The organism is Arenibacter sp. S6351L (genome assembly GCF_023016025.1).
Classification (GTDB): Bacteria; Bacteroidota; Bacteroidia; order Flavobacteriales; family Flavobacteriaceae; genus Arenibacter; species Arenibacter algicola_B.
In genome coordinates, this window is sequence record NZ_JALKBB010000017.1 from 55,117 (window position 1) to 68,898 (window position 13,782).

Genomic DNA, 13,782 nt, shown 5'->3' on the forward strand with positions numbered 1-13,782 from the left:
GGGTTGGGCAACCGATAAACTTCGTTTAAAAATAGAGCCTATATCAGAGCTTAGTCCAATAGAACCGATAATGACCTACTAAGTTAGAATTTATCGGGGGGTCTATGATTTTGATTAGAAATAACGGACTGGGATTTTTGTACAATTTCCTGAATTATGCCGTCCAATTCCGTGGCGGATTGGTATACATGATCAAGTAATTCATTCTTCTCCGTTTCATCCACCATATTTTCATTGAACAGGTCTATTATCCCCATCAATCGGGCCAATGGGGCACGTACGACATGGGATTGTGTCCATGCTATTTCCCGCAATTTATCATTTTGCTGTTCAACAGCAATTTGGCTTTCCTTCATTTCGGTAATATTCCTAATATAAAGCGAGTAAGTATTCTCCGAATGATAAACACTAATTTCCAGCCATTCATTCAATACAGAAAAATATTCTTGAAAATAGACAGATCCATCTGTCTTAATCGGTTTGTAATATTTTAAAAAGAAAACGGGGTCGACAATATTCCCAAGTGCTTTCCAGATATTGATGCCAATGATGTTTGCTCTTTGAACATTGAATAATTCCTCGGCCACCTTATTCCAATAGGTTACGTCCCAGTTATTATCGACAGAAATAAAGGCATCCCCGATACTTTCCAGAATACTATGTTTTTCATTATTGGCCAATTCCACTTTTAACTGTGACGTTTTAAGATCATTGATATCCTGGAAACTTCCAAAAATCCTTAGACAGTCGTCATCGATGAAATCAGGCTTTCCTATCATCCTGACCCATCGTTCATTTCCCTGGGCCGTAATTATTTCAATTTCCAAATCCCAAGATTCTCCCTTTTTTACTGCATTGTGCATATAGGATACAATGGTTTCCTTGGTTTCATTATCTCGGCAATATCCCAGTACGCTGTTAATGGTAGGAGAATAATTGTCATCCACTTCATGAATTTTTTTTGTCATTTCGGACCAATAGATATGACCGCTCTTTAAATTGAGCTCCCATGCACCAATAACCGCTAGATCCGTGACTTCATTAAGTATATTTTTAAGTTCCTTGTTCTCCGTAATATCTTTTGCGACTGCATAAATTGCATCCTCCTCAGGGATCGGTCTTGCCGTCCAACTAAGCCATATAGTTTCCCCGCTTTTGGTTATATAGCGGTTTTCAAAGTATTTATAGGAATTACCCTTATACAAAAACAATTGTTGGTTTCTTGTTTTTTCACGATCTTCAGGATGGACAAACTCAATAATTTTTTTAGAAAGCAATTCTTCCTCGGTATACCCTAAGAGTTTTGAAGTGGCAGGGTTAATTTTTTTGAAATATCCGTCATAACTGGCCTTACACAAAACATCGGGGGCAAAACTAAAAATTCGGTCGAGTTCATTTTCAAGGAGTTTACGATTTATTTCCGCGGCCAGATGATTCGAGAACTCCTGATGGTGACTTTCTTGTAAAATTAAGGGCTTTGATTCAGAGTCCAGACCTATAATAAGAACACCAAAAACATTTTCTTTGTGAATGAGTGGTATGCCGACGAGACTCAGTATTTGAGGATCTTCGCCAGGTAAACTTGTCATAGCTCCATTTAATTCCCTGACATCCCATATTTCCATAGCCATGTTTTGCCATACGGCATCTGCCAGCCTTTCTGAATATTGAAAAATAGCTTCATTTCGTTCGCCATTGGGCGACAAGTTCTTCAGGTTGCTTTTTAAATTATGAACTAAGAATTTTAATTGCGTGTTCTCGCTATTGGGCAGCCAGATTTCACCGAGGGCATATTCTCCAAAATCGGACAAGTAACTTAAAACACTTAATAAACAAGGTTTCAGTTCCTTTTCGTAACTGAACAATACACTTACATCTATTATTAATTTATTTAAAAGTTCCCTATTTTTTTGATCACTTACATCCCGCTCAATGGCTATCCAATGTGTGAACCACCCATTTTCATCGGCAACTGGATTTAAGGACATGTTGGCCCAGTATTCCTTACCATTTTTTTTATAATTTACAATAGTAATCTCACATGGCTCCCATCGTCTCATGGCCCTGCTCAATCTTTTCAATTCAGTCTTATCGGATTTTGGTCCCTGAAGAATCCTAGGTGATTTACCAATTACATCTTCAAAAGTATATCCTGTCATATTGGTAAAGGCGCTATTTACGTACAGAATCCTAGGTCCTGGACTATCGAATGGTTCTGCTTCCGTAATCAATACCGCGTCCTTTGTATTCGTTACTACCGATTCCAACAATTTTAAATGTTGTTCTTCCCTTTTTCGTTGGGTAATGTCCTGTACGGTGCCTTCGTATTTTTTATGTCCATTGTGCAAACTAATAATTGGCCGCCCAAGTTGATGTATCCATTTTAAAGAGTTGTTGGGCAATACAATTCTGTATACGAAATCATAATTTATATTCTCGGATATTGCCTTTTTGTTTTGATCAACAAAGGCTTCACGATCGTCCGGATGAACAGTATCCAAAAAGGAATCATAATCCAGTGCATTGGAATCCTTGTTTCTTTCCCAAATATTATACACTTCCTCTGAGAACGCTAAGGTTGAATCATCAAGGTTCCAATAGCCAAGTTTGGCAATGGCCGAGGCCCTTTTTAATTTTTGTTCCGATTGCTTTAGCTCTTCCAAATATTGTTCCCTCTCGCTTACATCGGTGCAATTGACCAGGATACATTTTACTCCATTAATGGTAACGTGCTGCCCGACAATCTCCATTTTCACCAGATCACCGTTCTTCTTTTTATGTAAATATATTCCAGAATTGAGGGTATCATCCTGCATTTGAAACTCCCTTATCCCTTGCAACAATTTAGAGATCTCATTCTTAGGTCTTAGGTCCATAGCGGTCATAGTCTTGAACTCTTCCCTTGAGTAACCATAAAAATTAAGCATGGCCTCATTTACATCCAAAATCAGTAAACTATCAATCTCTAGTATATATTTGGGATAGGGACTGGAATTGAAGAGCAAACGGTGCTTTTCCTCCGAAGCTTTAATCATTTTATTATGCAGGACCCTTTCTGTAATATCCCTGGCATTAATAACAATGCCTTGGATCATGGGGTCATTTTTCAAATTGATAAATAGAATTTCTATCCATTTCCATTTACCACTTTTATGTTTAAATCGGAAAGGTTTGGATACAAATGGTTCATTGGTCAAGAACTTTGAAAAATTATAGGCTACTTTCTCCTTTTCGGCCTCATGGACAAAACCAAAAAAGTTTTGGTCCATTAATTCTTCAGATGAATAACCCAATGCGGATTTCAATGTTGAGTTTACATAGGAATAATTTCCTTTTTGGTCCACTATGGCCATCCAATTATAACCGGCTTGAATAACCGAGGTATACTTCGGATTTATAAGTTCAATTTGTTGCCAGACCTTTTTCTGGGTCGTTATATCCTGTATATCCCCTTCAAAGAAAATAAGTTCGTTATCATCATTGACTTTAGAATTGCTGACTTCGATATTAATAAAAACGAGATCTCCTGATTTATGTACAACCCTGCATTCCAATTCATTGCGAAGAAAATTATTTTTGTTCCACTCCTGCCAAATGGCCATCAATTTATCTTGATCCAAGAAAAAGACCAAGTCGACCCAATTATCTATAGAGGACAATTTTAGCTCATCTGATTTAAAGCCAAGCATTTCAAAGAACAGTGGGCTTAACCAAAGATTATTGGTGGTAACATCAAATTTCCAACTGGCTGTACCATTGACTTCCGAGTAGTTACCAAGGTTGATATTAATATTGTCAAAAAAAGCTTGGTGGGATTTAGGTTTTACCTTCTCAACCGGTGCACTATTTAACGGAACCGTCTGATTCGCCAAAGCCTTGATCAGCTCTGATTGTTGTTTATTGAGCGTAATAGTCTTATCAGAAAAGAAACAAATAATTCCCACTGCCTTTTTATTGGCATCCACCAATGGAGCTATAATCAAATGCTCGTTAGGGGCCCTATGGTTGTTAGCGGGAAGTTCCGTTTGCCTTTCATCTTCAGTACCTTTTAATTCCAATAATTCGTCAGGCGAATTTTCCAGATGATCCAGAATTTGTTTTTCCAAATAGGTTCCTGCATACTTGCCATTATCATCCTTTCCTGAGGTAATCGGCAACTTCAAAATTTCCATTTCGATCGCAGTCGAGTCCAGTATAAAAGATGCCAATTGGCAAATCTCGTTATAGTTCCTTCGAGGAATTTCCAATATTGAAAACGTTGGGAGTGATTCTATTCTGTTCTTAAACACTACATATTGCTTTTTGATTTAAAGAAACCATTTAAATGAAACATCATTGATCAGTGTACTTTCAGATTACGAAATGCAAATTGCATTTTTAAATAACCTAAAAATTAATTCACCAGACTTAACCAATAATATTTGACTTCTTTAATAACTCGTAAAAACTCCTTTATCTCCAAGGGTTTGTTAAGGTAGCAGCAAGTATGTCTATTAAAGTGAGGTTGCAAATAGGACTCTGAAGAAGTCAATATAATCACAGGGATATAAAAATTATTTAGATCTCCAATTTTGGAAAGGAGGTTAACTCCATTGCATTTAATCAGCTCCTCGTTAGCAATTATTAAATCTGGGATTTCATTTTTATTATTCAGTAATATATTTTCGATATAGGTGATAGCTTCGGGCCCATCTTCGAATAAATTTATATTACAAAGCTTCCCATTTTGTTGAAGGGCATCTTTAATCAGTATGGCATCGACCATACTGTTCTCAATTAATAAAACATTTTTTGAATTCATTTCGGGGGAAAGGTTAAAATATAATTAGATTTAGGTACGATTCTTTAACTTCAAATATGACTATTTATTCTATTTATTTGATAATAATTTACCTTTTTTTCTATTTATACATCGGAAATAATTCAAAAACCGCATTGGCTGGTGTTATTCCGAATAAGTATACCCCAAGAATTAAGAAATATATGGACTCAATTCCCAATAAGGATGTGCTCATTTTGGGGTGGTCATATTTATGGCCAATTAAGGTTTTCAGCTACAAATTAATTAAAGGCTGCTATAGTATCGTGGTAGAATTTAAAATGGAATCGTTTCAAAACCAGCCTGTTTAAGACAAATCATGAAACGAGGGGGCATGAGAAAAAAAAGTAGACACCTTTGTGCATAGGTCAAATTCAAATATGACATATTATAATGTCACTAAGAATCTGCATCAGACAGGTCAAATTTTAGCAGGACTTCTACTAAATTCCCTGTTTCAAAAAATCCATTTCCATCAATCCCAAAATATCCTGTCTAGTAATAGGCTTCTCGAAGTATTTCAACACTTTGGGGTACTGAGCTGATTTAGCCTTATCCACACTACTACAGGAAGACGTTATCATAAAAACATGTGTTTTACTTTTTATCGAATTAAGATGAATGGCGTCCAGAAACTCCCAACCGTTCATAACGGGCATGTTGATATCCAAAAAAATGGCATAATGGGATTCGGGGTCACTTTCCTTGAGTAAGTGCTCCAGGGCCAATTCACCATTGGCAAAGGTTAGGGGGGAAGTATGAAAACCCGTAGAGACTATTATGCGCTTCGCTATCATGACGAATATGGGGTCGTCATCTACTATTAATGCTTCAAGTTTCATAAGTGTATCCATTATTCAAAGATAGTGCTTCAGCCTTCTGTACTACCTCCCTAACTATTTCATCCATTTCTTGGGTGGACTCTTTTATATATTGCAACAAGGTGGATCTTTCGTCCTCCTCCAAAATCTCATTATCCAGCATGTTCACAAGCCCAATGATTCTGGCCAATGGTGCCCTTACCACGTGCGACTCCAACCAAGCGATCTCTTTTAATTTCTTATTTTGTTTTTCAATAGCATCAATCCTTTTCAATTTATCCGTTATATCGTGTGCCAATACGAGCCTCACCCTACTTTTTTCAGCGTCCATTACGCTACTAAAAATTTCAACCTGGATCAATTCATTGCTCTTTTTTTTATGAGTTAGAATACCGTTGAAATTTTGGGATTTACTTTCCTTGATCTTGGCAATTAGTTCTTCCAAGTAATCCAACTCGGTCTCGGGCCTCAGGTCCTTAAGCGTCATGGACATAAATTCATCAAAATCATACCCATAGTTGTCCATTGCAGCCTGATTGACATCCAAAAACCTCAATGAATCGATATCGAAGAGCCACATGGGCAATGGACTAATGTGAAACAACTTACTGTACCTATCTTCGGATTCCTGTAAACTAATCAGTGTTTTTTTCTTTTCAATATTATAAACAATACTCTTGTAAAGAGAAATTGCTGAAAGGTCTTCTTTTAACAAATAATCCGAAATACCCAAAGACAGGGATTTTAGAGCAAACGGAAAACTGTCAAAACCCGTTAATACGATAATTGGTACTTTAATATCGTTACTGAGAATATCAATGATCAAGGCCTCCCCACTTTTATCGGGAAGGGTAAGGTCCAATAAAATACAGTGACAGACAAAATCCTCCTGTTCAAACAAAATTCTCGCCTCGTTGTAATTATGGGCCCTGATAATTGTCGGGTTCAAAATCCATTCTTCCAAAAAATCCTGAATTAAGATGATGTCACCAGGATTATCCTCTATGACCAAAATGTGGTATGGTGTTTTATCTTTAATCATGCAACTAATATTCTACAGCCGGAAGGGATCCAATATTAATCCAAAAATCTTCAATACCATTGATCGCTCTTAAAAAATCATCCACATCATTCGGTTTGGTTATAAAACAATTTGCACAATGATCATAGGATTCATTGATGTCCTTTTGAGAGGAGGAGGAGGTCAACATAATAATGGGGATTCTTTTTATATCCTTAGTTCTTTTTATTTCTTTGAGCACATCCAACCCATTGATCTTTGGTAGATTAATGTCCAAAATAATTAAATCCGGAGTCTCCGCGTTGGCATATTTTCCATCTTTATATATAAAATCCAGGGCTTGTTTTCCATCCTTCACCACAGAAATCCTGTCAATAAGATTGCGTTCCGCAAAGGCTTCCCTGATCAATATAATATCACCTAAGTTATCCTCGGCCAATAAAATATGTATTCTTTTCATAGTAGTCCTGTCAGTCTTCCAATGTAATATTAAACGCTTATAAACTTGTTAATATTACCGATGCTTATAAATATTACCACCCGCTATACAATAATAATTTCCTTAGGGATCGTGAAATAGAATTTACTTCCTTTATTTTCAATGGATTCAACCCATATTTGACCTCCAAAATTTTCCACTATTTTCTTGACAATGGACAGCCCGATACCGGTCCCTGAATAATCTTCACGACTGTGCAATCTTTGAAAAATAAGGAATATTTTCGGAAAGTAATTCTTATCGATACCTATACCATTATCCTGAACTGTAAATTCCCAATGCCCATTGAACTCTTTGTAGCCAATTTCTATTTTTGCGGGAACATCCTTTTTTCTGAATTTAATGGCATTACTTATCAAGTTATGAAAAACTTGAACAAGTGGAGCGTTAAAACCCTGTATGATGGGTAATTCCGCTACTTTCACTTCGATTTGATTTTCGTTTATAACTTGCTGTTGGGCAAAGAGGACGCCACTTACCACTTCGTTCAAATCTATCCTTTCCAAGTTTTGTATATCTTTACCGACCCTTGAATATTCAAGTAAATCCAGAATTATATTTCGCATTCTTTTGGCTCCGTCTACAGCGAAATAGATATATTGATGGGCTTTTTCGTCAAGTTTGTCATTATACTTCCTTTCCAGCTGTGTTAGAAAACTGGTGACCATTCGCAAGGGTTCTTGTAAATCATGCGAGGCCATATATGCAAATTGTTCCAACTCCTCATTCGAGATAGCCAATTTTTTGGCATGTTGTTCCAATTTTTGGTTTATTTCTTTTAATGACTTTTCGTAAAGCTTTTGTGCAGTTATATCGGACATGGCACCGACCATTCTGTTTGGCTTCCCATTTTCGTCCCGAATCAATATTCCTTTATCAATAACCTCACTATAGTTTCCATCCCCTTTTAAATATCGATATTCCTCACGCCAATGATTGTTGTCTTTACTTACCAACATTTCTTCCAAGCTGGCAATGACCCTTTCCCGATCATCGGGATGTAAATGGGAACTCCATGATTCCAATGTTGGACTTCCCTTTTCAGTATTATATCCGAACAAGGTAGTAAATCCCTTTCCCCAATACAGGGTATTCTCCACCATATCCCAATCCCAGATAGCATCGCTAGTAGCTTGTGTTACCTTTTCAAATCGCTCATAACCTTTCTTTATCTCAAGATCTGCTAATTTCCGATCGCTTACATCTTTAAAATAGACCGAGAGCCCAGTAATAGAGGGATGAGCGGAAATTTCGAACCATTTATCCAGTGGTTGAAAATAATCTTCAAAATGTACTGCTGTCCCTGTTTCCTTAGCCCGCATATATTGCGCATGGATACTTGTATCCAAGGCATCGGAAAAAATATCCCATAAGTTTTTCCCAATAATATCGTCCTTTCTGACTTCTGTCAATTGCTCAGCGGCCCTATTCCAATATTTGACCTGCCAATCATTATCCACCGCAAAAAATCCATCGCCTATCCTTTCCAATATTTCACTTTTCTCCTTGAGTGTACTTTTAAGTTGAAGTTCACTTTCCTTTAAAATATGTATATCTTGGATACTACCAAAAACCTTATGGGTCTTGCCATGCAAGTATTCCGCTTCCCCGATGACCCTGATCCACTTAATATTTCCTTTCCCAGTCTTGATCTCTACTTCCAAATCAAACTTTTTTCCATATTTGACCAGATCCCTTAATACCATTTCAAATTCCGAACTATCCGAACCGTGGTAAAATGAAAGGACATTTTGAAAGGTCAGCACATATTGATCATCCACCTCCAATAATTCCCTTGTCATAGGAGAACATATAAGGGTATTATCCAAATCGGTATCTATTTCCCAACTCCCTATCCTAGCCAGGTTGGTGGCGCGTTCCAAGCCTTGTTCCAGCACCTTCCTATCCGTAATATCTATTATAAGGGAATCCCACACTACGGTTCCGTCAGCCATTTTGGTGGGTTTCCCTTTCCCTTCGTTCCAACGGATTAAACCATCATCCGTTCTATGTCGCCACGTACATTGCCATGGCGTAAGATATTCGGCAGAATCAAGAATGGATTGTTTTAACAATTCGAGGTCACCAGCAGCCTCGATTCGCTCCCATATTTTTGCCGTACTGGCCATACATTCCTCTGGTGACAAACCCCAAACCTCAAAGGAACCATCACTTACAAAGCTTAGTTTATCAGATCCGTCAGGAAATAAATTGTACTTAAATATTACACCTGGAAGGTTGTTGGAAATGGCCTTCAAACGCAATTCAATAGTTTTACGAGAATCTATATCCTGGAAACTACCATGAATTCTGGTGCACTTACCATTATTAAATTCCGCTTTACCTATAGCCCTTACCCAAACTTCATTTCCTTTGGCCGTAATAATTGGTAATTCAAGATCCCATGGTGTTCCGTTTTTAATACTATTTTCAATATGGTTTTTTATAACGGGACGAGCATCATTCCTATAAAAATTTATTCCCTTTTCCAGGTTAGGCTCATAATTTTCCTCTACCTCGTGAATTTCCTTTGTTATTTTTGACCAATACACTTTATTACTTTCCAAATCAATTTCCCAACTTCCGATTCTCGCCATTTCCGTGGCCATGTCCAAGAGATTGGCAAGGGATTTTTCCTCTGTAATATTTTTAGCAACCCCATAGATTAGGCCTTCCTCTTTAGAAGGGTTATAAGTCCAAGAGAGCCATAAACTATTTCCAGATTTTGTGACATATCTGTTTTGTGTGGTCAAAATCCTATTCTCATTTTTCAATTTTATAAGGCATTCTTGAGCCTTATTAAAATCATCCGCATGCAGCAATGCATTGGGTTTAATTTGAAGAAGCTCTTCTTCACTATATCCCAACAGTTTGCAACCGGCCACGTTCATTCGTTTGAAGGTTCCCGTAAAATCCAATTGACATATAATATCCGGAGCGGTATCGACAAGCTGTTGAAGCTCAATTTCTACCTGTTTTCTTTTAATCTCAGTAGCCAGCAAAGTGGTAAAATCACCTATTATATCCGGCAATTCCTTAAAATTGTTTTTTAACTTGCTAGTACCCAATACCAATACTCCAATAATGTCATTGTTCTGGATCAATGGTAGACCGATCATATCAACGACTTGAGATTTTATCGCCGCCTCGCCTCTTTTAAATTCTTTCTTTTCCGCAACGGATTTCCAAAAAATATTTTTCTTGGTCTTCCATACTATTCCGGGCAAACCTTCCGCATAGTTCATGTTTTTAATTGAAGCACATTCTTTATAAAAAGTCTTACCGGGCTGATCATTTCCATAATGGGCAACAAAGTTCAATTTTGTATTGTCCATATCCACGAGCCAAATTTCAGTTGTGCTATAATTTCCCGTGGTCGCCAATAACTTGGCAATTTTCTTAAGGGATTTGGTCATGGTATAATTCTCCCCTAAAATTTGGTATATGGTCGCCCTTAATTTAATTAAAATGGATTCCGTTTCCTGTTGGGTTACATCATTTATCACACCAATCATTCTCATTCCCTTTCCTTTACTATCCCTGATTACAAATGCTTTGTCCTCAACGAAGCGATAAGTTCCATTAGAATTTTTAAAGCGGTACTGCACATTCAGTCGGTTCTCCTTACTATTGGTCAATAAATCCTTGATAGTGCAACGTATCCGTTTACGGTCCAGACCATGGATCAACCTTAGCCTTTCATTAAGGTTGGCTGGTTGGCTTTCTTGGGTATATCCGAACAACCTTGCAAAACTATGGCCCCATCGAATTTGATCGGTGGCAATGTCCCAATCATACGTAGCATCATTCGTAGCCTTATTTACATAATTATAAAGTTCATTACTGGCCATCAGATCCATGCTTTTACGGCGATTCTCCAGAATGATACCTAATAGGGATGCGGAACGGGAAAATAATTTCAATTCGGTATTGGTAGGTTCCTTGACTTCTTCATAATAATTGGCGAAAGTCGCCACAACCTCTTTATTTGCATTAAATATAGGTTCTGACCAACAGGCCCTTAAATTATTGGGAATTGCCAAAGTCCTATAGTCCACCCAAAGCGGATCATTATCAATATCCGTTACCACCACTCGTTTTTTCAAAAACGCTGCAGTCCCACATGATCCCACAGTTGGTCCAATTTCCTCTCCATTAATGGCCTTGACAAAAACTTTGGGCAGGGAAGGTGAAGCATAGTTATAAACCTTATGGCCGTCAACTTTAAGTATCGAAGCTCTCATACCTGGAAATATATCTTCCAGTCCTTTGGTAAAATCATATAAAAGATCGGTCAATACATAGTCCATATCCATGGAACGTTCCATAATGTCACGCTCTAGCCTGTCCAATGCATTAATCTGTTCTTTTTCGGTAACATCTGTTCCCGATACCAGAACACAGGGACTATTGTTGACAGGAATTTTCTGAGCCGTAAGTTCCATTTGCAGTATAGAACCGTCCTTCGTGATATGGGAGTGGACACCTACTTTTAAGGGCCCTGATGAATTCCTTATTTCCTCATTGGTCTCCATAAAACTTTTGACATCATTTTGGGGTAGAATTTTCCCGACCCCCAGATCTAAAAACTCTTCCAAATTGTATCCATAAGTGTCAATTGCTGTCTGGTTTGCATGAATAAATTTTAGTGTATCCTGATCATAGATCAAAACGGGTATAGGACTATAATCAAAAATGGAAAACATTTTTCCATCATTATCAATAATAAAACTATTGGTCCTATTATTTTGATTTGGGGAATTTCCAGGTAGGGTTTCCTTTTTAACTGAATTCATATATAAATATCACGATGAATGATTACCAAAAGTTAAGGTATTTCTTTCAAAAAATATGGAATCTCCCATAATTCTTCCAATTTATGGATTCTTCAACCCCAAATTACAGATGACAATAATAGCAATTTCAAGGGTTGGCCATCGCTGTCCTGGAATTATTAATTTAACGAATGGCACGCACCGATTTACGCACCTACAATCCCACAACTTCTCATTGAAGAAACTTAATATAATACATTAACTAATTCTCAATGATTACGAATAATCACTAATAAAATCAAATTAGCAATTTTCAATGAACACATAATGTTGGATCTGGAGCAATTGGTTTTAAAAATTACAACACCATAGGAGAATACACCAAGTCAAAATCAGAGTTCATCGGGTTTGTTATGGAGTTTGCACTAACAGAGAAAGGTCTGGTAAAATAAATGATCGTTTAAGTTCAAATAGGTACAAAAATGGATCCGCAATGTATTTGGGCAAAATGGATCTAAAAACCGCCAATGAAGTCATCGGTAACTAAATCAAAAAAAGAATACCAAATTGGCTATTTACTACTTATGAATTATTTTATGTTGACACGATTGCCAAAAATACTGGCAGATTACAAACCTAATACCTTTATAATACCAATGTTAAATCTGTATTTTTGGTAGTTGACCTTCACTATGAATATTTCTAGAATCCACTAAAATTCTTAAGTGGCCTAAGTACGGTTTAAGATTTCAAAATAGACTAAAGCAAAAACTACTATACTATTGTGTTGACCAGGGCCTAAATATGTGATTAATCATTAATTTTTATAAACCAATACCTTATTTTCCGTAGTAAGCTGATTTACAAACAATTACCGATTTACAATATTCCTGATAGATTAGCTCATATCTCAAATTCAACACGATATTACCCTATTTTCAGTCAAAAAACGACCCGAACTTGAAAACATATTATTCTAGTTTTACAAAAAAATTACTCAACGCTTACCATAATTATTGTGGTAGAATATTAAAATTTCAACCCAAATTGTATAAGACAATATGCTTAAAAGTTCTATTACCTTTGTGATATTATTAATAACCCAGATTTCCACCCCTTCTTTTGCTCAAGTCTTCTTTGACGATTTTAATGAACCAAAAATCAATGCGGACTATTGGAAAATCTTGAATACCAAGTGGGGGGAAAATCCCTCAAAAGGTACGCACGGAGGGGTTGTACCCGATAATGTATATGTACAGAATGGAAATTTAGTGATACGCGCACTAGGAGATTATTACAGGGGTGATGTTAAAGGGCATGGACAAAATACCAAAGTGGGTGGTGTAATCGCTACTAAAGAAAAATTTGCTTCTGGGAGTTATGAGGTTAGGGCCAAGATTTGCCCCCAATCAGGGGCTTTATCTGCATTTTGGACCTATTATTATGAGAACGAGGATTATAATCATGAAATCGATTTTGAGTTTCCAGGACGTAATCAACACCCCTACAAACCAGAAGATTCAGATTTAACATGGGGTCTTTTTTCAAACTGGAGAGGGGTTGGTGATGACCTTCATAGAACTGCCGATAAGTATTTAGGCAATCAGATCGACGGTGAGTTTCATTTGTATCGGTTCGACTGGTACGCTGGTACCAAAACGCAAAAACCCAAAATAGAATGGTACTATGACAATAAACTGATCCATCGATCACATGAGCAAATTCCGGACCACCCTTCCGAATTCTTTGTAGGAATATGGTTTCCATGGTGGATATCAGAAGCTAATTTTGATACGGACTATATGTATATCGATTGGGTCAAAATTACGCCTTACCAATAAAACAAA

7 protein-coding genes are annotated in these 13,782 nt (G+C 37.0%); 1 reads left to right on the plus strand and 6 read right to left on the minus strand.

Annotated elements, in window-relative coordinates:
- Positions 1-83: 83 nt before the first annotated feature.
- The 6 genes from MWU82_RS14370 to MWU82_RS14395 all read right to left on the minus strand — a co-directional run bounded on the left by MWU82_RS14370 (position 84) and on the right by MWU82_RS14395 (position 11,956).
- On the minus strand, positions 84-4,172 hold the full coding sequence (locus MWU82_RS14370) for a PAS domain S-box protein (RefSeq protein ID WP_247096905.1): 4,089 nt from the start codon (positions 4,170-4,172) through the stop codon (positions 84-86).
- A gap of 221 nt (positions 4,173-4,393) precedes the next feature.
- Entirely contained in the window at positions 4,394-4,801 is a 408-nt protein-coding gene (locus tag MWU82_RS14375; RefSeq protein WP_085500867.1) for a response regulator, read from the minus strand.
- Between the two features lie 461 nt (positions 4,802-5,262).
- Positions 5,263-5,661, minus strand: a complete 399-nt coding sequence (locus MWU82_RS14380) for a response regulator (RefSeq protein WP_247096906.1) — start codon at positions 5,659-5,661, stop codon at positions 5,263-5,265.
- A complete protein-coding gene (locus MWU82_RS14385) occupies positions 5,651-6,682 on the minus strand; it encodes a PAS domain S-box protein (protein WP_247096907.1) in 1,032 nt (343 codons plus the stop codon). The genes MWU82_RS14380 and MWU82_RS14385 overlap by 11 nt, the downstream gene beginning before the upstream one ends.
- A gap of 4 nt (positions 6,683-6,686) precedes the next feature.
- Entirely contained in the window at positions 6,687-7,121 is a 435-nt protein-coding gene (locus MWU82_RS14390) for a response regulator (protein ID WP_247096908.1), read from the minus strand.
- A gap of 83 nt (positions 7,122-7,204) precedes the next feature.
- On the minus strand, positions 7,205-11,956 hold the full coding sequence (locus tag MWU82_RS14395) for a PAS domain-containing protein (protein ID WP_247096909.1): 4,752 nt from the start codon (positions 11,954-11,956) through the stop codon (positions 7,205-7,207).
- Between the two features lie 1,040 nt (positions 11,957-12,996).
- Here MWU82_RS14395 and MWU82_RS14400 point away from each other — a divergent pair.
- Positions 12,997-13,776: a glycoside hydrolase family 16 protein gene (locus tag MWU82_RS14400; protein ID WP_247096910.1), complete on the plus strand. Its 780-nt coding sequence runs from the start codon at positions 12,997-12,999 to the stop codon at positions 13,774-13,776.
- Positions 13,777-13,782: the final 6 nt, after the last annotated feature.